This is a genomic window from Escherichia sp. MOD1-EC5189 (assembly GCF_002966045.1).
GTDB lineage: Bacteria > Pseudomonadota > Gammaproteobacteria > Enterobacterales > Enterobacteriaceae > Escherichia > Escherichia coli_F.
This window is the reverse complement of the sequence record NZ_PTRX01000001.1, coordinates 155208-179207: the sequence shown is the minus strand read 5'-3', so window position 1 is coordinate 179207 and position 24000 is coordinate 155208. Positions and strand designations below refer to the sequence as shown.

General features: G+C 53.6%; 21 protein-coding genes. 8 read left to right on the top strand and 13 right to left on the bottom strand.

Going from position 1 to position 24000, the window contains the following annotated elements; genetic code table 11:
* Positions 1-141 precede the first annotated feature (141 nt).
* From ATB02_RS00910 to ATB02_RS00875, 8 genes are all read right to left on the bottom strand, one after another.
* A complete protein-coding gene (locus ATB02_RS00910; protein ID WP_001096712.1) occupies positions 142-681 on the bottom strand; it encodes a DUF2058 domain-containing protein in 540 nt (179 codons plus the stop codon).
* Between the two features lie 101 nt (positions 682-782).
* Positions 783-1994 carry a 3-(3-hydroxy-phenyl)propionate transporter MhpT gene (gene mhpT, locus ATB02_RS00905; protein ID WP_105270985.1) on the bottom strand — a complete coding sequence of 404 codons (1212 nt, stop codon included), beginning with the start codon at positions 1992-1994 and terminating at the stop codon, positions 783-785.
* Between the two features lie 409 nt (positions 1995-2403).
* Positions 2404-3423, bottom strand: a complete 1020-nt coding sequence (gene mhpE, locus ATB02_RS00900; RefSeq protein ID WP_001013508.1) for a 4-hydroxy-2-oxovalerate aldolase — start codon at positions 3421-3423, stop codon at positions 2404-2406.
* Positions 3420-4370 (bottom strand): acetaldehyde dehydrogenase, encoded by a 951-nt coding sequence (gene mhpF, locus ATB02_RS00895; RefSeq protein ID WP_000044306.1) that lies wholly within the window; start codon positions 4368-4370, stop codon positions 3420-3422. Before mhpF ends, mhpE begins: the two co-directional genes overlap by 4 nt.
* A complete protein-coding gene (gene mhpD / locus ATB02_RS00890) occupies positions 4367-5176 on the bottom strand; it encodes a 2-keto-4-pentenoate hydratase (RefSeq protein ID WP_105270939.1) in 810 nt (269 codons plus the stop codon). Before mhpD ends, mhpF begins: the two co-directional genes overlap by 4 nt.
* Positions 5177-5185: 9 nt before the next feature.
* Complete coding sequence (gene mhpC / locus ATB02_RS00885) at positions 5186-6052, bottom strand: 2-hydroxy-6-oxonona-2,4-dienedioate hydrolase (protein WP_000121898.1); 867 nt, start codon at positions 6050-6052, stop codon at positions 5186-5188.
* Positions 6053-6069: 17 nt separating this feature from the next.
* Entirely contained in the window at positions 6070-7014 is a 945-nt protein-coding gene (gene mhpB / locus ATB02_RS00880; protein ID WP_000543449.1) for a 2,3-dihydroxyphenylpropionate/2,3-dihydroxicinnamic acid 1,2-dioxygenase, read from the bottom strand.
* Position 7015: 1 nt separating this feature from the next.
* The gene (locus ATB02_RS00875) at positions 7016-8680 is read right to left on the bottom strand and encodes a bifunctional 3-(3-hydroxy-phenyl)propionate/3-hydroxycinnamic acid hydroxylase (RefSeq protein ID WP_105270938.1); all 1665 of its coding nucleotides are present in this window, start codon (positions 8678-8680) and stop codon (positions 7016-7018) included.
* 190 nt (positions 8681-8870) lie between these two features.
* Between ATB02_RS00875 and ATB02_RS00870 the strand changes: the two genes are divergently transcribed.
* The 7 genes from ATB02_RS00870 (at position 8871) to lacA (ending at position 17866) form a co-directional block, all read left to right on the top strand.
* Positions 8871-9704: a DNA-binding transcriptional regulator gene (locus ATB02_RS00870; RefSeq protein WP_032183403.1), complete on the top strand. Its 834-nt coding sequence runs from the start codon at positions 8871-8873 to the stop codon at positions 9702-9704.
* Positions 9705-9818: 114 nt separating this feature from the next.
* Entirely contained in the window at positions 9819-10595 is a 777-nt protein-coding gene (locus tag ATB02_RS00865; RefSeq protein WP_123059814.1) for an MBL fold metallo-hydrolase, read from the top strand.
* 19 nt (positions 10596-10614) lie between these two features.
* Positions 10615-11568 carry a GlxA family transcriptional regulator gene (locus ATB02_RS00860; RefSeq protein ID WP_105270936.1) on the top strand — a complete coding sequence of 318 codons (954 nt, stop codon included), beginning with the start codon at positions 10615-10617 and terminating at the stop codon, positions 11566-11568.
* Positions 11569-11604: 36 nt separating this feature from the next.
* Entirely contained in the window at positions 11605-12687 is a 1083-nt protein-coding gene (gene lacI, locus ATB02_RS00855; RefSeq protein ID WP_072039662.1) for a DNA-binding transcriptional repressor LacI, read from the top strand.
* 122 nt (positions 12688-12809) lie between these two features.
* Positions 12810-15884: a beta-galactosidase gene (gene lacZ, locus ATB02_RS00845; protein WP_105270935.1), complete on the top strand. Its 3075-nt coding sequence runs from the start codon at positions 12810-12812 to the stop codon at positions 15882-15884.
* A gap of 51 nt (positions 15885-15935) precedes the next feature.
* Positions 15936-17189 (top strand): lactose permease, encoded by a 1254-nt coding sequence (gene lacY, locus ATB02_RS00840; RefSeq protein WP_000291532.1) that lies wholly within the window; start codon positions 15936-15938, stop codon positions 17187-17189.
* Positions 17190-17254: 65 nt separating this feature from the next.
* On the top strand, positions 17255-17866 hold the full coding sequence (gene lacA / locus ATB02_RS00835; protein ID WP_105270984.1) for a galactoside O-acetyltransferase: 612 nt from the start codon (positions 17255-17257) through the stop codon (positions 17864-17866).
* 102 nt (positions 17867-17968) lie between these two features.
* Here the strand turns inward: lacA and cynX are convergent, their stop codons facing one another.
* From cynX to cynT, 3 genes are read right to left on the bottom strand one after another with little or no spacing between them, the layout of a single operon-like run.
* Positions 17969-19150 carry a cyanate transporter CynX gene (gene cynX, locus ATB02_RS00830; RefSeq protein WP_105270934.1) on the bottom strand — a complete coding sequence of 394 codons (1182 nt, stop codon included), beginning with the start codon at positions 19148-19150 and terminating at the stop codon, positions 17969-17971.
* Between the two features lie 5 nt (positions 19151-19155).
* Positions 19156-19626, bottom strand: coding sequence for a cyanase (cynS, locus tag ATB02_RS00825; protein WP_000616244.1), 471 nt, complete (start codon positions 19624-19626; stop codon positions 19156-19158).
* Positions 19627-19656: 30 nt separating this feature from the next.
* The gene (gene cynT / locus ATB02_RS00820) at positions 19657-20316 is read right to left on the bottom strand and encodes a carbonic anhydrase CynT (protein ID WP_032183397.1); all 660 of its coding nucleotides are present in this window, start codon (positions 20314-20316) and stop codon (positions 19657-19659) included.
* A 109-nt stretch (positions 20317-20425) separates the two neighbouring features.
* Here cynT and cynR point away from each other — a divergent pair, with 109 nt between their 5' ends.
* On the top strand, positions 20426-21325 hold the full coding sequence (cynR, locus tag ATB02_RS00815; protein WP_105270933.1) for a transcriptional regulator CynR: 900 nt from the start codon (positions 20426-20428) through the stop codon (positions 21323-21325).
* A gap of 120 nt (positions 21326-21445) precedes the next feature.
* Here cynR and codA read toward each other — a convergent pair whose 3' ends face one another.
* Both codA and codB read right to left on the bottom strand, forming a co-directional pair.
* Positions 21446-22729, bottom strand: a complete 1284-nt coding sequence (gene codA, locus ATB02_RS00810; RefSeq protein ID WP_105270932.1) for a cytosine/isoguanine deaminase — start codon at positions 22727-22729, stop codon at positions 21446-21448.
* Positions 22719-23978 carry a cytosine permease gene (codB, locus tag ATB02_RS00805; protein WP_000076233.1) on the bottom strand — a complete coding sequence of 420 codons (1260 nt, stop codon included), beginning with the start codon at positions 23976-23978 and terminating at the stop codon, positions 22719-22721. Before codB ends, codA begins: the two co-directional genes overlap by 11 nt.
* Between the last annotated feature and the right edge of the window lie 22 nt (positions 23979-24000).

Here is a 24000-nt window from a genome sequence, read left to right as displayed (position 1 = left end):
CATAGCGTCGCATCAGGCATCTGCGCACAACTGCCGGATGCGGCGTGAACGCCTTATCCGGCCTACATTTCGCCCATGAGCCGTAGGTATGATAAGACGCGTCAGCGTCGCATCAGGCATCTGCGCACGACTTATCTATGTTTACCACATCAAATCATCAGGCACTTTGAAGTCGGCATACGGATCGTCTTCATCCTGCTCTTCGGCGCTGAGCGCGCTGTGCAACACAATACTGCTGGCATCACGCTGAGCAATTTTATCGGCAACGCTGGCGGGAATAATGGCGTATTCACCTTCGCTATTGTTATCGATCTGCAAACGTGCAATCGCCAGACGACCATTAATCAACTGCGTTTGTGTGAGCTTATCGACAAAAATCTTCTTAATCAGATTGCCATCGGTAAAGTTAAAACCGATATCGCCATTGGCAATGGTGATCCGGTTCATTTCAATAAGTTGCTTCACCTGAGCTTTATATTCTTTCGCCAGTGCCGCTTGTTTTTGCTGCTCGCTAAGCTGTTTATCACGCTCAAGCTGTGCCTTTTTATTTTCTTCTACCGCCGCCCGAGCTTCACGCGCCTGAACGCGCGATTTTTTCGCCGTTCTCTCGACCTTCGCCGCTTTTTTGCTGGTGACTAATCCTGCTTTGAGCAACTGCTCTTGTAAGGTAAGTTTTGCCATCTTTGTTTCCAAACCCGCTGAATAATTTTTAGCGAGTATACCTGTAAACGCCGTAGGTGTATTGGGGGCAAGTCCCTTTCGCCCCGGCTTAATAAGGCGCGTCAGGCATCAGCGCACGGCTGCATTCGTGATTTTCGACTCATCAAAATAAACACCGCTAATCCAGCAACAAGAATACCCGGCGCAGATGCGGCCATTACGCCAACCGTGCCAGTGCCTAATGCCAGCATTTTCCCTGCCAGCAACGGGCCGCTCATGGCACCCAGACGCCCAATCGCCACGGCGGTTCCCACGCCGGTTGCGCGGATCTGCGAACTGTAAAACAACGGAGCCAATGCATACAAAACGCTTTGCCCACCTGTTGCAAACAACCCTGCGACGAATCCCGCCAGCAACATACCGCTAAATGACGATACCGTTCCCAGTGCCAGCAGCGAAGCTAACATGCCGCTATAAATCAGTAGCGACATGGCCATGGGTCGCAGTTTATCCATCAACGCGCCCAAAATTAATGTTCCGCTCGCCGCTCCCATTTGCAGTGCAAACATCACCCCTGCCGCCTGCGATGGCTGGAATCCTTGTTCCACTAAAAGCAGCGGTAGCCAGTTGATCAACATGTAGACCACCAGCAAAGTGAAGAAATAACACAACCACAGCAGCAGCGTTGCGGTTGCCGTGTCGGGCGCAAATAACGCACGCAGCGGCGGCGCAGCCTGTTTTTCGCCAGCGAACACCATCGACTCCGGCAGCCAGCGCATTAACAGCGGCACCAGAATCAACGGCACCACGCCACCTACCCAAAACACCGTTTGCCAGGCTAAGTTTGCCCCGGCAAAACCCAGTGTCGCCGCCAGCGCCGCGCCAATGGGAACCCCGCAATACATCAGGCTCACCGCCGTTCCACGAAAACGTGGCCCCGCCGCTTCAGACGTCAGGGCGATAAGATTCGGCAACGCCGCCCCCAGCCCGACACCGGTCATCAGCCGCGCAAAGACCAGTGAGGGGAAATCCCAGGCAATAGCCGTTGCCAGCGAGAACAAACCAAACAGTGCAACTGAACCAATCAAAATGCGTTTACGACCATAACGGTCCGCCAGCATTCCGCCAACCAGCGCGCCGGGTAGCAAACCGAGTATTCCGGCACTGAATATCCAGCCCATTTGCATTTTATCGAGTGCAAAAGCCTGGGCGATGCCACCCGCCGCAATGCCAGCCGCCTGAAGATCCAGTCCTTCCATCAGAGCGACTAAAAAACAAAGCCCGATGGTCAGCATCAGGCGGGATGAAGATGATGAAGGGGTACGAGTCGACATAAGATGAACCTCGTTGCGAATGCAGGTGAATCGCGGCTGATACATTGCCAGCCGCGTAATCAAAACCATTTAATGACTGCCTACGGACGAAAGTAGGCCGGATAAGGCGTTTATGCCGCATCCGGCTGTCGTGCGCCATTGCCTGATTCGACGCTGACGCGTCTTATCATGCCTACAAATTCCCGCGCCATCCGTAGGCCGGATAAGACGTTTACGCCGCATCCGGCAGTCGTGCACAGATGCCTGATGCGACGCTGACGCGTCTTATCATGCCTACAAATTCCCGCGCCATCCGTAGGCCGGATAAGGCGTTTATGCCGCATCCGGCAGTCGTGCGCCATTGCCTGATGCGACGCTGACGCGTCTTATCAGGCCTGGGATGGGTATACAAAATGCACGTTGCCAGCAGTCAACATGATTTGTTGTTGCGCAGATCCAGCGCCACGTCGACGATCATATCCTCCTGGCCGCCGACCATCCGGCGTTTACCCAGCTCAACGAGAATATCCACCGCGCTTAAACCATAACGCGCCGCCGCCGTTTCACAGTGACGCAAAAAGCTTGAGTAAACACCAGCGTATCCCAGCGCCAGCGTTTCGCGGTCGACACGTACCGGACGATCCTGCAACGGACGCACCAGGTCGTCAGCGGCATCCATTAACGCATAGAGATCGGTCCCATGCTGCCAGCCCAGTTTATCCGCGGCGGCAATAAACACTTCCAGCGGTGCGTTACCTGCACCCGCGCCCATCCCCGCGAGGCTAGCGTCGATGCGGTCACAGCCCTCTTCCACCGCCGCGATAGAGTTCGCCACGCCAAGACTCAAGTTATGGTGAGCATGCATGCCGGTTTGCGTTTCCGGTTTGAGCACCGCTTTCAGGGCGCGGAAACGGTCACGGATATCGCTCATGTTCATCGCACCGCCAGAATCCACCACATAAATACAGGTCGCACCGTAGCCTTCCATCAGCTTTGCCTGTTTTGCGAGATTCTCTGGCGTGGTCATGTGGCTCATCATCAGAAAGCCAACGGTATCCATTCCGAGTTCGCGGGCATACTGAATATGCTGAGCGGAAACATCAGCTTCGGTGCAGTGCGTAGCCACACGAACCACCCGCGCGCCAGCCTGCCAGGCATTTTTCAAATCGTGAATAGTGCCGATTCCTGGCAGCAACAACGTCGCGATTTTGGCGTGCTTCACCACATCCGCCGCCGCTTCAATCCATTCAAGGTCGCTATGTGCGCCGAAACCATAGTTAAAGCTGGAACCCTGCAAACCGTCGCCGTGGGCCACTTCAATCGAATCCACGCGGGCATCGTCCAGTGCTTTGGCAATCTGGCGGACATTTTCAAGTGAATACTGATGACGAATGGCGTGCATACCGTCACGCAACGTGACGTCCGAGATATAAAGTTTTTTACCGTTCATGCCGCTTCTCCTGCCTTGCGCGCCAGTGACTGGGCCATTTTTTCTGCTGTCGCCAGCGCACTGGAAGTCATAATGTCGAGGTTGCCTGCGTAGGCAGGCAGATAATGCGCTGCGCCTTCGACCTCCAGCCAGACCGCCGTTTTCAGCCCAGAGAACTGACCAATGCCCGGTAAATTAACCGGTTTATCCTGCGGGATAACTTCAAACTGCACGCGCTGTTTCAGGCGATATCCCGGTACGTAAGCCTGCACCGCCTCAGCCATTTCATTGATTGAGGCTTCGATATCATCTTGTGAAGCTTCATCGCTCAATACATACACCGTGTCGCGCATCATCAACGGCGGCTCTGCCGGATTAAGCACAATAATCGCCTTCCCTTTTGCCGCGCCGCCTACGACTTCAATGGCTCGCGAGGTGGTTTCCGTAAATTCATCGATATTGGCACGCGTGCCAGGGCCAGCAGATTTACTGGCGATAGAAGCGATGATTTCGGCGTAATGAACACGCGCCACGCGTGAAACCGCCGCTACCATCGGAATGGTGGCCTGGCCGCCGCAGGTGACCATGTTGACGTTCAATTGATCGACGTTTGCGTCGAGATTAACGACCGGCACGCAGTAAGGGCCGATGGCAGCTGGCGTCAGGTCGATTAAGCGAATATCCGGTTTCGCTTCGCGCAAAGCGGCATCGTTTTTCACATGTGCGCCCGCGCTGGTCGCATCAAACACTATATCGATATCAGCAAATTCAGGCATGTTCATCAGCCCAATCACCCCTTCATGGGTGGTAGCGACGCCCATACGTCTGGCACGCGCCAGACCGTCGGACTGAGGATCAATGCCGACCATCACCGCCATCTCCAGATGCTGACCGTGACGCAAAATTTTAATCATCAGGTCGGTGCCAATGTTGCCAGAACCGATAATGGCGACTTTACGCTTACTCATGACAGACTTCCTTTTAGGGCTGCGTTTGAAAATGTCGCAGCAACTGAACCTATGCCTTCGATATGGGCTTCAAAACAATCGCCCGCATTTACCGCCACCATCGGACCTAATGCCCCGGTAAGAATGATATCTCCGGCGCGCAGCGGTTCACCCAGGCTGGCCATTTTGCGTGCCAGCCAGACGGCGGCATTAAGTGGATGCCCCAGACATTCGCTGCCGCGCCCGCTGGAAACCTCTTCGTTATTACGCGTCATCGTCATAGTGCAGTTTTTCAGATCTAACCCTGCCGGACGTTGCGCCGGACCACCGATGACATATACCCCACAGGAGGCGTTATCTGCCACGGTATCGACAAACTGAATCGACCAGTCGCGAATGCGGCTGCCCACCACTTCCAGCGCCGGAAGCACCCATTCAATGGCGCTATACAGTTCGTCGAAGGTAATATCCGTTGCGGGTAAATCGCGGTTTAGCACCAGTGCGATCTCTGCTTCAATACGAGGTTGCAGAACACGGGAAAAAGGAATGGTTTCGTTATCGCCATAACACATGTCGGCAAATAATGTTCCGAAATCCGGTTGATCAACCCCCAGTTGTTGCTGCACTTTCGGATGCGTCAGTCCCACTTTACGCCCCACAACGCGACGCCCCAGCGCGACGTCATGTTGCACATTTATGTGCTGAATGCTGTAGGCCGCTTCAGCGTTATCAATACCAATCAGATCGCGTAGCGGCGCAATCGCTTCGCCCTGTTCTGCGGCGCGGTGTAAATCCGCCGCCAGTTGCTCAAGAGTATGCTTCGTCATGACCGTTCCTTAAGGACGTGCGAGGAAATTCAGTACCAGTTGATTGAAAGCGTCGGCATGTTCCCACTGAGCCCAGTGACCACAGTCGCGGAAGATATGCAGCTCAGAACCGGCGATGCCAGAAAGCAGACGCAGCCCTGCGTCCATCGGCACAAAACGGTCGTTACGCCCCCAGACAATCAGAGTTTGCGCTTTGATTTCCGCCAGACGTGGGCCAAAATCCGGGAACTGTTTCGGATTGGCTTCCAGGCTCTTAACGAAGTTTTCCAGGTGATCGCGACGCGACAGCATATTATTCAGGCGCGCTTCAAACAGGGCGTCAGTCAAATCGCTGGTATCGAAAACGAAGATATCCATCATCAGCTTCAGATTTTCGATAGTCGGCTGGCGATAAAGCTGATTCAGTCGCTTAATGCCTTCAGTTGGCATCGGCGTAAACAAACTCATGCCACCTGTACCGCCGCCCATCAGCACCAGTTTGCCGACGCGCTCCGGCCAGTTAAGGGTGAACGCCACAGAACTGTGGCCGCCCATCGAGTTGCCCAGCAGGTGGATTTTGGCGATATCCAGTTGATCCACCACGCTTTTCAGGATGCGCGCATTGAGATCCGATCGCGAACCACTGTTAACGATCGAATCGCTCTTACCCCAACCAGGACAATCCAGCAGGATCACCCGATAACCAGCTTCTACCAGCGGATCGATATTGCGGCTGAAGTTCGCCCAGCCCGTAGCCCCCGGGCCGGAGCCGTGCAGCAGGACAACGGTTTCGTCGCCTTGACCGCAGTCATTAAAATGGATGCGCAGCGTTTTACCCGCTTCTTCTACATTCAGAAAACGGCTGGTGGCGGCTTCGGTTTGTGGCTGATAACTCATCATCTTCTCCTGCATATTCAGTTCTCTGTTCTGGCGCTTAACGAGCCAAATCCGGCAATCCACTCCGGGATCGGGCGGTAATAACGCCCTTCGCTACGCCAGTTGCCAAACGCAGAAATAGCGGCAAAAGCAGCGACCCAGGTTTTGATTTCATGTGTCGACTTTCCTGCAATGGCGGAAAGCTCTTCGTTACTGACGGCATCCAGTTCCTGTATGCGTCCCTGCTCCAGCAAAGACATGAACTGGTTATCCCAAATCGGGTTGAGCGGATGCAGAGTTCTCTGATCCTCAACAAACCTCTCAGCGGCGCTAATCACCCGTTGCTGGCGCATTTCGCGCTCATTGGCGGGCAAATCTTTCCCGCTACCCAACAGACGATCGCGCATATGGGCATCCGCTTTCGCCAGTTCTGGCACCGGCGGCTGATGGGAAAGCCCACCGGAACCCAGGAACAGCACGCGCTTATTCAGCGTGCTGGTGAAACGTCCAATGGCTTCACCCAACATGCGGGTACGCTGAAAACCAGGTAGCGGCGTGGCGACACCGTTGATGAATACAGGCAGGACCGGCACCTTATCCAGCCCACCGAGCAAGAACTCCAGCGGCTGGGCGAACCCATGATCCACCTGCATACAGTAAGAAACGGCAAGATCAATCCCGCTCTTCATGACGGCATGCGCACAAGCCTCCGCCAACTCCACAGGCACAGGAAGCTCTCCTGCCGCACTGCCGAAATCACCAATTGCCGTCGCCCCAACGCCTAAACAGAAGGGTGGCATCACGTCATAGAAAAAACCGTTGTAATGATCTGGCGCAAACAGCACCACCAGTTCAGGGGAGAAGGCCGCAATACGCTCGCGGGCACTGGCAATCACGCCATTGACCTCATCAAGTATTTCTTGCGCCGGGTCGACATACCCTACCAGCGGCGAGTGGGAAAGACAGTGAAGATAAGCGTGCATATCAGGCTACCTTTTCGACAGAAACGTCGACATCAGGGCGGTTGAGTGTCATCACGGACGCCAGTTTATTCAGCGTATTACCCAGAGTTTGCGGAATGGCGATGGCGGCAACAAAGCGATCCGGGCGCATCACCACTAGCGAAGCATTATGTTGTGCGAACCAGCTACGCAGGCGACCTTGCGTATCGCCCACGCGCAGCACGCCGTCGTGGTTATCCTGCGCGGTATGAATTTGCACATCCGGCACCACCTGAATGAAGCGAGTACCCAGCGCGCGCCATTGCTGGATTTGCTCATCGCTCATCCCCCACAGTGGATTGCATCCCCAGCCAATTACCGCGAAGTTCGCGCCGATCGCGTTATCGAGCAACGTCACGTCGCCGTTTTCCAGCGTAACTTTCGGCTGAATAAACATCTTGCCGACCGGAGAGTGTTTCGCTTCGCCTTCACGCACCAGCGCACCGGCGTAATATTGCGGCATCGGCTTGAAGCGCATTTCGAGAAAGTAGCGTTTTACTGGCGGCAGATAATTCAGCAGCCAGGAAACACCGTCACGTAACGTACCCTGCCAGCGTTTCGGCGGAGCCAGTACGTTGCCCGCCGTCACCGACAGATCAATCATCGCTTTGGCGTGATCGCGACGTTCTTGTTGATAGGTATCGAGCAGCGCATCGCGAGCTTTCCCCTGGATAACCAACGCCAGTTTCCAGGCGAGGTTAAAGGCGTCGCGCATACCACTGTTATAGCCCTGCCCCTGCCACACCGGCATGATATGTGCGGCATCGCCCGCCAGCAGTACGCGGTCAATACGAAAACGTTGTGCCAGTCGCGCGTTGTGGGTGTAGACACGCTGACGAATCAACTCGACGTTGTCCGGATTAGGCAGCACTTTGCTTAACAGTTTGCGCATATTTTGCGGCTCGCGGAGCTGTTCTTCGGTTTCGCCCGGCATCACCATAAATTCAAAGCGACGTACCGCATGAGGCAGAGCCGCAGAAACATACGGGCGCACCGGATCGCAACACAAATAGATATGCGGCGTACTTAACGGATCGTTGGCGATATCCACCACAATCCACTGATTTGGTGCGGTTTTACCTTCAAACGGCACATTCAGGGTGCGCCGGACAAAACTTGCTCCACCGTCACAGGCTACCAGCCACTGGGCTTTGACCGTTTCCCGCTGCCCTTCTGCCGTTTTCAGATACAAGGTCACTTCGTCATCTTGCTGGCTGAAGGCCTCCAGCTCGCGGGAAAACAGGCAGCGCACATTCGGAAACCGCGACAACCCTTCCAGCATCACCGCATCGACCTGCGGCTGAATAAAGGCGTTACGACGCGGCCAGCCAAATTCATCGGTCATTGGCTGAATATCAGCAAAACAGCGGCCTTTTGGGGTAAGAAAACGCATCGCATGCCACGGCGTAGTGTGCGGCAGAACATTATCGACAAGGTCAACCGACTGCATGGTGCGCAGCGCCTCGTCATCAATTCCAATCGCGCGTGGATAGTCGATCAACTTATCGAGTTTCTCCACCACCAGCACGTCAATGCCTATCTGGCCGAGATAGTTCGCCATCATCAGCCCGACCGGACCGGCACCAGCGATCGCCACCTGAACGCAATGGTTAACAGCAGGCTGGATGTCAGGGTGTTGTATTGCCATTTCAGTACCTCACGACTCGGACAAAATGCCGTTGCGCGCACAGTTCAACGCAACTTATTTTGTTAAAAACATGTGAATGATTTTTTATTGTGCGCTCAGTATAGGAAGGGTGTTTTCGGCTACAATCGAAACATGCCTGAGTGTGCACCAAGTGCACAACGTTGTTTTAACTATAGAAATGTCAATTAATATGCAGAAAGATGAGCAGACGGAATACAAAACCGTGCGCGGCTTAACCCGCGGTCTAATGTTATTAAATATGTTAAATAAACTCGATGGCGGTGCCAGCGTCGGGCTGCTGGCGGAGCTCAGCGGCCTGCATCGCACCACTGTGCGGCGACTGCTGGAAACGCTGCAGGAAGAGGGATATGTCCGGCGCAGTACCTCCGATGACAGTTTTCGTCTGACCATCAAAGTGCGGCAATTAAGCGAAGGATTTCGTGACGAACAATGGATTTCTGCACTGGCAGCCCCGCTGCTGGGCGATCTGTTGCGCGAAGTGGTATGGCCGACAGATGTGTCCACGCTGGATGTTGATGCAATGGTGGTACGCGAAACCACCCACCGTTTCAGCCGTTTATCTTTTCACCGGGCAATGGTCGGACGGCGTTTACCGCTCCTGAAAACCGCCTCGGGACTGACCTGGCTGGCCTTTTGCCCGGAACAAGAACGCAAGGAGTTAATCGAAATGTTAGCCGCCCGCCCCGGTGATGACTATCAACTGGCACGGGAACCGTTAAAGCTGGAAGCCATTCTGGCGCGCGCACGCAAAGAGGGTTACGGACAGAACTACCGTGGCTGGGATCAGGAAGAGAAGATCGCCTCCATTGCCGTGCCCCTACGCAGTGAACAACGGGTGATTGGCTGTCTGAATCTGGTGTATATGGCAAGCGCAATGACCATCGAACAGGCAGCGGAAAAGCATCTTCCGGCGCTACAACGGGTAGCAAAACAGATCGAAGAAGGGGTTGAATCGCAGGCTATTCTGGTGGCCGGACGGCGAAGCGGCGTGCATTTACGCTAGTTGCGCCAATGTGTAATTTGGCCCATTCTCATCGTTATTCGCCCATTTGCCCACATGCACAGTACGGGCTGCACGCTACGCTAATGCCATCAATACTGTGATGTGGAGCAAATCATGAAAATTACTCAAATTCGTAATGCCACCCAAATTATCCAATACGCTGGCAAAACATTTCTTATTGACCCGTTACTCGCGCCTAAAGGAAGTTATCCGGGTTTTGCCGGAACGGCACGCGCAGAAATCCGCAATCCAACGGTAGAATTACCGTGCGATTTAACAACGTTACTCAACGTTGACGCCCTAATAGTGACCCATTTGCATGAAGATCACTGGGACGAAACAGCCTCCCGCGTCGTCCCCAAAGATAAACGGATTTATGTGCAAAATGAGCAAGATGCTGAATCACTGCATAAACAAGGATTTACGCATCTTACCGTACTTGCCGACGAGACTAAATTTGGCGATATTACTCTGCATAAAACGACAGGGCAGCACGGCTCCGATCGCACCTATGCAGACCCGGCTATGGCGAAGCGTTTAGGCGCAGCCTGCGGCGTTGTTTTCCAGCACCCGACAGAGAAAACGCTCTATCTGGCTGGCGATACCCTCTGGCGTGATGACGTCGAGGCTACAATGCTAACTTTCCAACCAGAAGTGGTGGTGTTGAATGCCGGATTTGCGCATGTTCTGGGGCATGGCGCGATAATTATGGGAGCTGAAGATATTCTCAAAACACATTTTACCCTGCCAGAAGCGCAAATTGTCGCGACACATATGGAGGCCGTAAACCACTGTTTGCTGACGCGTGATGCGCTCAAGGAATACGCCAGAGATAATCAAATTATCGAATTTGTGAACGTACCAGAAGATGGTGAAACGTTGACATTCTAATTCGGAGATAAAGAGTGTTATGCGCCCGCTAACTGTTGCCATTATCGCCGTTGCCGGTTTTAGTCCTTTTCACCTTTCCGTACCGTTTATCGTGTTTAGCGAAAAAATGGCGGAGAAAAAACGCTTTCATGTAATTATCTGCGCTGAAAAGCCGGGAAATGTGGACTCTGCCGATGGGTTTTCCGTAACCGCCACCCATGACTATACGGCAGTCATCCAGGCGGATATTGTGATAATTCCTTACTGGGGAACAATTACACAAAAACCGCCACAAAAACTGCTGAAAGCCTTAACGACCGCACGAGATAACGGGGCACAGATTGTCGGGCTTTGCCTGGGCACGTTTGTGCTCGGCTATGCAGGTTTACTGAACAATAAGCGTGCTGCCACGCACTGGGAGTTCGAGCGTGAATTTCAGGCACGTTTTCCACAAACACATCTGGATATTAACGCGTTGTATGTAGACGATGATGGCATTATTACCTCTGCCGGTACTGCCGCGGCGCTGGATTGCTGTTTGTATATTGTTCGGCAACATTTTGGCAGCGACTATGCTAACCATATTGCCCGACGGATGGTCGTACCGCCATATCGCACCGGCGGTCAAGCGCAGTTTATAGAGCAACCGGTGCCGAAAAATACCCATGATGAACGCATTAACCTCCTGCTGGATTACCTGCGGCAAAACATTGCGCAACAGCATGATCTCGACTCGCTGGCTCAGCGAGTAATGATGAGTCGCCGCACACTAACCCGTCATTTTATGAAAGCGACCGGTTCGAGTATCGCCGAATGGCTCATCACTGAACGCTTACGCCGTAGCCAGGAACTGTTGGGATCCAGTCAGTTGCCCGTTGAGCGGATAGCGGCTGAGGTGGGTTTTCTCTCACCTGTGACCTGGCGTCAGCATTTTAAATCTCACTTCGGCGTCAGCCCCGCAGAATGGCGCAAAACCTTTCGTGGTATGGCATGATAGCGCCCGGAAGAAAGTCAATTCAGGGTGGTGAATGTGAAACCAGTAACGCTATACGATGTCGCGGAGTATGCCGGTGTCTCTTATCAGACCGTTTCCCGCGTGGTGAATCAGGCCAGCCACGTTTCAGCGAAAACGCGGGAAAAAGTGGAAGCGGCGATGGCGGAGCTAAATTACATTCCCAACCGCGTAGCACAACAGTTAGCGGGCAAACAGTCGTTGCTGATTGGCGTTGCCACCTCCAGTCTGGCCCTGCACGCACCGTCGCAAATTGTCGCGGCGATTAAATCTCGCGCCGATCAACTGGGTGCCAGCGTGGTGGTGTCGATGGTAGAAAGAAGCGGTGTCGAAGCCTGTAAAGCGGCAGTACACAATCTTCTCGCGCAACGCGTAAGTGGTCTGATCATCAACTATCCGCTGGATGACCAGGATGCCATTGCTGTGGAGGCAGCCTGCGCTAATGTTCCGGCGCTATTTCTTGATGTCTCTGACCAGACTCCCATCAACAGTATTATTTTTTCCCATGAAGACGGTACGCGGCTGGGCGTAGAGCATTTGGTCGCATTGGGTCACCAGCAAATCGCGCTGTTAGCGGGCCCATTAAGTTCTGTCTCGGCGCGTCTGCGTCTGGCGGGCTGGCATAAATATCTTAAACACAATCAAATTCAACCGATAGCGGAACGGGAAGGCGACTGGAGCGCCATGTCCGGTTTTCATCAAACCATGCAGATGCTGAATGAGGGCATCATTCCTACCGCGATGCTGGTTGCCAACGATCAGATGGCGCTGGGTGCAATGCGCGCCATTACCGAGTTCGGGCTGCGCGTCGGCGCGGATATCTCGGTAGTGGGATACGACGATACCGAAGACAGCTCGTGTTATATCCCGCCATTAACGACCATCAAACAGGATTTTCGCCTGCTTGGGCAAACCAGCGTGGACCGCTTGCTGCAACTCTCTCAGGGCCAGGCAGTGAAGGGCAATCAGCTGTTGCCCGTCTCACTGGTGAAACGAAAAACCACCCTGCCACCCAATGCGCAAACCGCTTCTCCCCAAGCGTTGGCTGATTCCTTAATGCAGCTGGCGCGACAAATTTCCCGACTGGAAAGCGAGCAGTGAGCGCAACGCAATTAATGTGAGTCAGCTCACTCATTAGGCACCCCAGGCTTTACACCTGATGTGTCCGACTCGTATGTTGTATGAAATTGTGAGCGGATAACAATTTCACACAGGATACAGCTATGACCATGATTACGGATTCACTGGCCGTCGTATTACAACGTCGTGACTGGGAAAACCCTGGCGTTACCCAACTCAACCGCCTTGCGGCGCATCCTCCTTTCGCCAGCTGGCGAAATAGTGAAGAGGCCCGCTATAATCGCCCTTCCCGGCAGTTACGCAGCCTGAATGGTGAGTGGCAATTTGCCTGGTTCCCGTCCCCAGAAGCGGTGCCGGAAAGTTGGCTGGAGCGCGATCTTCCTGACGCCGATACTGTCGTCGTCCCCTCAAACTGGCAGATGCTCGGTTACGATGCGCCTATCTACACCAATGTGACCTATCCCATTGCAGTTAATCCACCGTTTGTTCCCACGGAGAATCCGACAGGTTGTTACTCGCTCACATTTAATGTTGATGAAAGCTGGTTACAGGAAGGCCAGACGCGAATTATTTTTGATGGCATTAACTCGGCGTTTCATTTGTGGTGCAACGGGCGCTGGGTCGGTTACGGACAGGACAGCCGTTTGCCGTCTGAATTTGACCTGAGCGCATTTTTACGCGCCGGAGATAACCGCCTCGCGGTGATGGTGCTGCGCTGGAGTGACGGTAGCTATCTGGAAGATCAGGATATGTGGCGAATGAGCGGCATTTTCCGTGACGTCTCGTTGCTGCATAAACCGACCACACAAATCAGCGATTTCCATGTTGCCACTCGCTTTAATGATGATTTCAGCCGCGCTGTTCTGGAAACAGAAATTCAGATGTGCGGTGAACTGCGCGATGCGCTGAGGGTGACGGTTTCTTTGTGGCTGGGTGAAACGCAGGTCGCCAGCGGTACCGCGCCTTTCGGCGGCGAAATTATCGATGAACGTGGTGGTTATGCCGATCGCGTCACGCTACGCCTGAACGTTGAAAATCCGGCGCTGTGGAGCGCCGAACTCCCGAATCTCTATCGTGCAGTTATTGAACTGCACACCGCCGACGGCACGCTAATTGAAGCGGAAGCCTGTGATGTCGGTTTCCGCCAGGTGCGGATTGAAAATGGTCTGCTGCTGTTGAACGGCAAGCCGTTGCTGATTCGCGGCGTTAACCGTCACGAGCATCATCCTCTGCATGGTCAGGTCATGGATGAGCAAACGATGGTGCAGGATATCCTGCTGATGAAGCAGAACAACTTTAACGCCGTGCGCTGTTCGCATTATCCGAACCACCCGCTGTGGTACACGCTGTGCGACCGCTACGGCCTGTATGTGGTGGATGAAGCCAATATTGAAACCCACGGCATGGTGCCAATGAATCGTCTGACCGATGATCCACGCTGGCTACCGGCCATGAGTGAACGCGTAACGCGGATGGTGCAGCGCGATCGTAATCACCCGAGCGTAATTATCTGGTCGCTGGGTAATGAATCGGGCCTCGGTGCTAATCACGACGCACTCTATCGCTGGATTAAATCTGTCGATCCCTCCCGCCCGGTGCAGTATGAAGGCGGCGGAGCCGACACTTCTGCAACCGATATTATTTGCCCGATGTACGCGCGCGTGGATGAAGACCAGCCCTTCCCGGCTGTGCCGAAATGGTCCATTAAAAAATGGCTTTCGCTGCCTGGAGAGACGCGCCCGCTGATCCTTTGCGAATACGCCCACGCAATGGGTAACAGTCTTGGCGGCTTCGCGAAATACTGGCAGGCGTTTCGTCAGTACCCCCGTTTACAGGGTGGATTCGTCTGGGACTGGGTGGATCAGTCGCTGATTAAATATGATGAAAACGGCAACCCATGGTCGGCTTACGGTGGTGACTTTGGCGATACGCCGAACGATCGCCAGTTCTGCATGAACGGTCTGGTCTTTGCCGACCGCACGCCACATCCGGCAATGACAGAAGCAAAACACCAACAGCAGTTTTTCCAGTTCCGTTTATCCGGGCGAACCATCGAAGTGACCAGCGAATACCTGTTTCGTCATAGCGATAACGAGCTCCTGCACTGGTCGGTGGCGCTGGATGGCAAGCCGCTGGCAAGCGGTGAAGTGCCTCTGACTGTCGCTCCACAAGGTAAACAGTTGATTGAACTGCCTGAACTGCCGCGGCCGGAGAGCGCCGGACAACTCTGGCTTACGGTACACGTAGTGCAACCTAACGCGACCGCCTGGTCAGAAGCCGGACACATCAGCGCCTGGCAACAATGGCGACTGGCGGAAAACCTCAGTGTGGCACTCCCCTCCACGTCCCATGCCATCCCGCAACTGACCACCAGCGAAACGGATTTTTGCATCGCGCTGGGTAATAAGCGTTGGCAATTTAACCGCCAGTCAGGCTTTCTTTCACAGATGTGGATTGGCGATGAAAAACAACTGCTGACGCCGCTGCGCGATCAGTTCACCCGTGCCCCGCTGGATAACGACATTGGCGTCAGTGAAGCGACCCGCATTGACCCGAATGCCTGGGTCGAACGCTGGAAGGCGGCGGGCCATTACCAGGCCGAAGCCGCGTTGTTGCAGTGCACGGCAGATACGCTTGCCGACGCGGTGCTGATTACCACTGTCCACGCCTGGCAGTATCAGGGGAAAACCTTATTTATCAGCCGGAAAACCTACCGTATCGATGGGCACGGTGAGATGGTCGTCAGTGTGGATGTTGAAGTAGCGAGCGACACACCGCATCCGGCGCGGATTGGCCTGACCTGCGAGCTCGCACATGTCGCAGAGCGGGTAAACTGGCTCGGATTAGGGCCGCAAGAAAACTATCCCGACCGTCTGACTGCGGCCTGTTTTGACCGCTGGGACTTGCCATTGTCAGACATGTATACCCCGTACGTCTTCCCGAGCGAAAACGGTCTGCGCTGCGGGACGCGCGAATTGAATTATGGACCACACCAGTGGCGCGGCGACTTCCAGTTCAACATCAGCCGCTACAGCCAACAACAACTGATGGAAACCAGCCATCGCCATCTGCTGCGCGCGGAAGAAGGCACATGGCTAAATATCGACGGTTTCCATATGGGAATTGGTGGCGACGACTCCTGGAGCCCGTCAGTGTCGGAGGAATTCCAGCTGAGCGCCGGTCGCTACCATTACCAGTTGGTCTGGTGTCAAAAATAATAATAACCGGGCAGGCCATGTCTGCCCGTATTTCGCGTAAGGAAATCCATTATGTACTATTTAAAAAACACAAACTTTTGGATGTTCGGTTTTTTCTTTTTCTTTTATTTTTTTATCATGGGAGCCTACTTCCCGTTTTTCCCCATTTGGCTACATGACATCAACCATATCAGCAAAAGTGATACGGGTATTATTTTTGCCGCTATTTCTCTGTTCTCGCTATTATTCCAACCGCTGTTTGGTCTGCTTTCTGACAAACTCGGGCTGCGCAAATACCTGCTGTGGATGATTACCGGCATGTTAGTAATGTTTGCGCCGTTCTTTATTTTTATCTTCGGGCCACTATTACAATACAACATTTTAGTAGGGTCGATTGTTGGTGGTATTTATCTTGGTTTCTGTTTTAACGCCGGTGCGCCAGCAGTAGAGGCATTTATCGAGAAAGTCAGCCGTCGCAGTAATTTCGAATTTGGTCGCGCGCGGATGTTTGGCTGTGTTGGCTGGGCGCTGTGTGCCTCGATTGTCGGCATCATGTTCACCATCAATAATCAGTTTGTTTTCTGGCTGGGCTCTGGCTGTGCACTCATCCTCGCCGTTTTACTCTTTTTCGCCAAAACGGATGCGCCCTCTTCTGCCACGGTTGCCAATGCGGTAGGTGCCAACCATTCGGCATTTAGCCTTAAGCTGGCGCTGGAACTGTTCAGACAGCCAAAACTGTGGTTTTTGTCACTGTATGTTATTGGCGTTTCCTGCACCTACGATGTTTTTGACCAACAGTTTGCTAATTTCTTTACTTCGTTCTTTGCTACCGGTGAACAGGGTACGCGGGTATTTGGCTACGTAACGACAATGGGCGAATTACTTAACGCCTCGATTATGTTCTTTGCGCCACTGATCATTAATCGCATCGGTGGGAAAAACGCCCTGCTGCTGGCTGGCACTATTATGTCTGTACGTATTATTGGCTCATCATTCGCCACCTCAGCGCTGGAAGTGGTTATTCTGAAAACGCTGCATATGTTTGAAGTACCGTTCCTGCTGGTGGGCTGCTTTAAATATATTACCAGCCAGTTTGAAGTGCGTTTTTCAGCGACGATTTATCTGGTCTGTTTCTGCTTCTTTAAGCAACTGGCGATGATTTTTATGTCTGTACTGGCGGGCAATATGTATGAAAGCATCGGTTTCCAGGGCGCTTATCTGGTGCTGGGTCTGGTGGCGCTGGGCTTCACCTTAATTTCCGTGTTCACGCTTAGCGGCCCCGGCCCGCTTTCCCTGCTGCGTCGTCAGGTGAATGAAGTCGCTTAAGCAATCAATGTCGGATGCGGCGCGAGCGCCTTATCCGACCAACATATCAGGACGGAATGATCAAAATGAACATGTCGATGACAGAAAGAATAAAAGCAGGAAAGCTATTTACCGATATGTGCGAAGGCTTACCTGAAAAAAGACTTCGTGGGAAAACATTAATGTATGAGTTTAATCACTCGCATCCAGCGGAAGTTGAAAAAAGAGAAAGCCTGATAAAAAAAATGTTTGCCACGGTAGGGGAAAACGCCTGGGTTGAACCACCTGTCTATTTCTCTTACGGCTCCAACATCCATATAGGCCGCAATTTTTATGCAAATTTCAATTTAACCATTGTCGATGATTACACGGTAACGATCGGTGATAACGTACTGGTTGCCCCCAACGTTACCATTTCCGTTACGGGACACCCTGTACACCATGAATTAAGAAAAAACGGAGAGATGTACTCTTTTGCGATAAAGATTGGTAATAACGTCTGGATCGGCAGCCATGTGGTCATTAATCCAGGCGTCACCATCGGGGATAATTCTGTTATTGGCGCGGGAAGTGTCGTCACAAAAGACATTCCACCAAACGTCGTAGCTGCTGGCATTCCTTGTCGGGTTATTCGCGAAATAAACGATCGGGATAAGCAATATTATTTCAAAGATTTTAAAGTTGAATCGTCAGTTTAAATAAGCAAAATTGCCTGATGCGCTCCGCTTATCAGGCCTATAAGTTCAGTGATCTACGTAGGCCGCATCCGGCGTAAACAAAGCGCAGGAACGAGCGTCGCATCATGCCTCTTTGACCCACAGCTGCGGAAAACGTGCTGGTGCAAAACGCAGGGTTATGATCATCAGCCCAACGACGCACAGCGCATGAAACGCCCAGTCCATCAGGTAATTGCCACTGATACTACGCAGCACACCAGAAAACCACGGAGCAAGCCCGGCAATGATAAAACCGATCCCCTGCATAAACGCCACCAGTTTGCCAGCAATAGCGGGTTGCGCAGAGTGATCGAGCGCCAGCAGCAAACAGAGCGGAAATGCGCCACCCAGACCTAACCCACACACCATCGCCCAGAAGACCGGCAATTGCAGCGGCAGCCAGATAAAGCCGCAGAAACCCACCAGTTGTAACGCCAGTGCCAGCATTAATAGTTTGCGCCGATCCTGATGGCGAGCCATAGCAGGCATCAGCAATGCCCCTGCGGCTTGACCAAGCGTCATCAACGCCAGCAAGGAACCGCTGTACTGCGTGCTGGCACCGATCTCAATATAGAAGGCGGGTAACCAGGCAATCAGACTGGCGTAACCGCCGTTAATCAGACCGAAGTAAACACCCAGCGTCCAGGCGCGGGGAGTGAAGACTACGCGAACCGGAGTGGTTGTTGTCTTGTGGGAAGAGACGACCTCGCGGGAGCTTTGCCACCACCAGGCAAAGAGCGCAATAATGGCAGGCAGCGCCCACCAGGCGAGAGTCTGGAACCAAATCTCGCTGTGTTGAACTAACCTGGGCGTCAGGGCGGCACCAAGTCCACCGCCGCCCATCAGAGCCGCAGACCACAGCCCCATCACCAGTGGCGTGCGCTGCTGAAACCGCCGTTTAATCACCGAAGGCATCACCGCCTGAATGATGCCGATCCCCACTCCACCGAGCAGTGCGCTGCTAAGTAGCAGCACACTTTGAGGGTAAAGCTCTCGCATCAATGCGCCGACGGCTATCAGCAACAAACTGATGGCGACGCTGCGACGTTCGCTGACATGCTGATGAAGCCAGCTTCCGACCAGCGCCAGCCCGCCCATGGTGACCACCGGCAGAGCCGTCAACAGGGCAGCCACGCTAAAGCTCATTCCGCTCGCCTGGCGCAATTGCGGTAGCAGTGGCCCGACGGAGGTGAGCAGTGGTCGCATATTAAGACCAATCAGCACCAGAACCAGCAGCATCGTGAACGTCTTTTGATGGTCGCGCATGGCTGTCAGAACGGTTTGGTCGGCAGATATTTACCATCTAAAGTGATGACAGCACGTTCGCCACCTTCCGGGTCCGCCACTTTCTTGACGTCGAGTTTGAAGTTAATCGCACTGATAATGCCATCACCAAACTTCTCATGAACCAACGCTTTCAGGGTCGTACCGTACACCTGCAACATTTCATAGAAACGGTACATCGTTGGGTCGGTTGGAACACGGTCATCAATGCAGCCACGCAGTGGAATCATCTGCAACAGTAAAATGGCGTCTTCGTCGAGCTCCAGCTTCGCCCCGACCAGGCGGGCAGCGTCGGCAGGAAGCGCCTGCTGCCCCAGCAAAGCCGCGGTCACAAAGGCTTCTGCCAGACCGGTGCCGTCGGCAATCTCGGCAAATGAGAGATCTTTTTTAGCTTTGCTGAGCAAAATGGCATCGGCAAGATCAAGACGAATATTGCGGTTAATTTGCGACTGAATCATGGTGAATCTCCTGATGGTTTAAAAATAAGGTTACGCTGCGGTCGGCTGGCGTAGCGGTATGGCACAAACGCGAGGATTAGCGGCCAGTGGCACAAACTGGCGGGTTGCGCCGTCAAAGGCTGCGATACTGCCGCTTTCAATGTCGTAAACCCAGCCGTGCAGGGCGATCCGCCCCTCTTCGAGCGCCAGGCGCACCGATGGATGAGTTTGCAAATTAGCCAACTGAGCAATGACGTTTTCACGTACCATCGCCGCAGCTTTTGACGCTAAATCGGAATGCGGGCGCGCCTCATTAACGACGCGGGCTGAATCGGCATAACGCAGCCAGTGGGAAACAGCAGGCATATGGTCCATGCACTGACAGCTGGCAATGGCAGTCATCGCGCCACAGTTGGAATGACCGCAAATCACAATGTCAGATACCCGAAGCGCAGCGACGGCATACTCCACCGAAGCAGAAACGCCACCAGGTTCCGGTCCGTAGGAAGGGACGATATTGCCCGCGTTGCGAATCACGAACAGATCGCCAGGTTCGCGTTGCGTCACCAGCTCAGGGACCAGACGGCTGTCGGAGCAGGAGATAAAAAGTGTGCGCGGGCTTTGCTGTGTCGCCAGCTGTTTAAACAAGGCTTCCCGCTCAGGAAATGCCTCGCGCTGGAATTTAAGGAATCCATCAATAATCTCTTTCACCGTTAACCTCTGTCTGTCTCTGGAATGAGAGGCAGACTACTCGCCGATTGCCATAAGGTAAAAGACTCATTTATGATGAGTTCTATTGGATTTACTTATAGGTTGGCGAATGCTCTCTCGACATATCAATTACTTTCTTGCCGTGGCTGAACATGGCAGCTTCACCCGTGCCGCCAGTGCGTTGCATATCTCCCAACCTGCGCTTTCCCAGCAGATTCGCCAGTTAGAAGAGAGTTTGGGCGTACCGCTGTTTGACCGTAGCGGGCGAACGATTCGTCTCACCGATGCGGGAGAAGTCTGGCGACAGTACGCCAGCCGTGCGTTACAGGAACTGGGGGCGGGTAAACGGGCGATTCATGATGTTGCCGATTTGACGCGAGGATCGCTGCGCATCGCCGTCACCCCCACCTTCACGAGCTACTTTATCGGCCCTTTAATGGCGGATTTCTATGCGCGTTATCCCGGCATCACGCTCCAGCTACAGGAAATGTCACAGGAGAAAATCGAAGATCTGCTTTGCCGCGACGAGCTGGATGTTGGGATTGCCTTCGCGCCGGTGCATTCGCCGGAACTGGAGGCAATACCTTTACTGACAGAAAGTTTAGCGTTAGTCGTGGCGCAACATCATCCACTGGCAGTCCATGAACAGGTGGCGTTGAGTCGCTTGCATGATGAAAAACTGGTACTGCTCAGCGCGGAATTTGCCACCAGAGAGCAAATTGACCACTACTGCGAGAAAGCGGGGCTACATCCACAGGTGGTGATAGAGGCGAACTCAATTAGCGCAGTTCTGGCGCTGATTCGCCGCACTTCCCTTTCCACATTGTTGCCAGCAGCGATTGCCACACAACATGACGGGCTTAAAGCTATTTCTCTTGCCCCGCCACTACTGGAGAGAACGGCGGTTTTGTTGCGGCGGAAAAATAGCGGGCAGACAACCGCCGCAAAGGCATTTTTGCAAATGGCGTTGGATGAATGTGCGGTTGTTGGCGGGAATGAATCACGGTAGCCGCTGACACAGGTCAGCGGCTGGAATTGCCTGATGCGCGACGCTTATCAGGCCTACGAGTTCAGTGCAAGGCGTTCACGCCGCATCCGGCATAAACTACGCTCGCTGCAACCCAGCCGATTACCGTTTGTAATCGATGGCTTCCGGCTGCTCCAGATACACGGTGGTTTGTGCCGGTTGCGTGGTGGCAATCACCTTACCACCACGTACCGAATAGCGTACCGGAACCTGACGGCGCAGCGCATCAAACCCATTTTCAGCCGGCAGGATAATCAGGTTAGCGCTGTTTCCGGCGACTATGCCGTAATCCTGCAAATTCAACGTCCTGGCGCTATGGTGGGTGATTAAATTCAGGCCGTCGTTAATCTGCCCGTAGCCCATCAGCTGGCAAACATGCAGACCCATATGCAGCACTTGCAGCATATTCGCCGTTCCCAGTGGATACCACGGATCGAAGACATCATCGTGACCAAAGCAGACGTTAATGCCGGACTCCAGCATCTCTTTAACGCGCGTAATACCGCGACGTTTTGGATACGTATCGAAACGCCCTTGTAGATGAATATTGACCAGCGGGTTGGCGACAAAGTTAATACCGGACATTTTCAGCAAACGGAACAGGCGCGAGGTATACGCCCCGTTATAGGAGTGCATTGCCGTGGTGTGGCTGGCGGTGACTCGCGCGCCCATGCCTTCACGGTGAGCCAGGGCGGCAACGGTTTCGACAAAGCGCGACTGTTCGTCATCGATCTCATCACAGTGAACATCGATGAGACGGTCGTATTTTTGCGCCAGGGCGAAGGTTTTATGCAGCGACTCCACGCCATATTCACGGGTAAATTCAAAATGCGGAATCGCCCCCACTACGTCAGCCCCTAAGCGTAACGCCTCTTCCAGTAACGCTTCACCGTTGGGATACGACAAAATCCCTTCCTGCGGGAAGGCGACGATTTGCAGATCAATCCACGGCGCGACTTCCTGCTTCACTTCCAGCATCGCTTTTAGCGCAGTCAGGGTTGCATCCGAAACATCGACATGGGTACGCACATGCTGAATACCGTTGGCAATCTGCCATTTCAGCGTTTGCCAGGCGCGTTGTTTCACATCGCCATGGGTTAATAACGCTTTGCGTTCGGCCCAGCGTTCAATGCCTTCAAACAGCGTGCCGGACTGATTCCAGTTCGGTTGTCCGGCGGTTTGCGTGGTGTCCAGGTGAATATGTGGCTCCACAAACGGCGGTATAACTAAACCTTGTTCGGCATCCAGGCTGTTTTCAGTTATGGGCATCACGCCGGATTGCGCATCAATGGCGCTGATTTTTCCGTCGTGAAGATGAATCTGCCACAGCCCCTCTTTGCCTGGTAACCGGGCGTTAATAATTGTTTGTAAAGCGTTATTCGACACTGTTAGCCTCCACATGCGTCATTGCTGCTGTCGTTTTACGATTCAAAATCGGGTTAAGGATCAGATAGCTCAGCGCGCCACCTAATACCGCGTTGACCGGAACAATGCCCGGTAACCAGTGGCCTGCGGCAATCCCCAGCGCGACCGCCAGAATCGCCACCCAATTGACACTCATCATACGCGTGGTCGCAAAGTGCTCATAGCGGCGACGGTTCATCAGATAGTCGGCGATGATCACGCCACCCACCGGAGGAATAGCAGCCGAAAGGAAGGTTAGCCAGCCGACAAAATTGTTATACAGCCATAGTGCGCAGACCGTGCCGATAATACCGTTGATTACTGAAAGAGTTTTGCTCGACATACCGGTAATATTGGCGAAACCTAAACCCGACGCATAGAGCGCGTTATCGTTGGTGGTCCAGATATTCAACCCCAGCACCACAATCGCGGGCAGCAGCAAGCCCTGAGCAATCATCACATCAGAGATATCCGCCATCCCCAGTGCCGCAGCGCCTGCCGCACCGAAAATAAACATCAACGAGTTGCCGAGGAAAAAGGCCACCATCGCCACCAGCACCGCCAGTTTGGCATTGCGACCAAAGCGGACAAAGTCAGCGGTGAGCGTACCCGCACTGATAAATGACCCCACAACCAGCGCCAGCGCGACATTGAAATCTAGCGGTTGTGCGGGAACGACCGCTTTTAAGGCGTCCAAACCGCCCATGCCGTTAACGGCCAGCCATACGGAATAACCGCCAAGGCAGGCAATCGCCGGAACCGCAATCACCGAAAGTACCGTCAGCGCCGAAATGCCAAAGAAGACGGTGACGGTCATCAGTAAACCGGAAACGGCAATCAGCAAATTAATATCCAGCCCGGTTGCCTTGCCCACCGGAATAGCAAACATCGCCACGCCAACACCAAACCAGCCGACCTGAGTGCCGCCCAGCAGCAGTGAAGGCAGCCATGAGCCTTTAACACCAAACGAGAAGCGAGCAAGAAGATGGGTGGTCAGGCCGGTTTTTGCGCCAATGTAACCAAGAAATGAAGTGTAAATACCGAGGAGAAGATTACCAATGAGGACTGCGAGGAAGAAATCATGATAGCTAAGACCGGTTCCGAGAGTGCCGCCGGTCCACATACTGGCGGAAAAGAAGGTTAATCCCAGCATGACGAACGTCAATGCCAATACCCCTTTCCGCGCCGACTGCGGGACTGGCCCCTGGCTAAAGTTGTTATCTTGCGACACGAAATTCCCCCTTTTTGCTGTT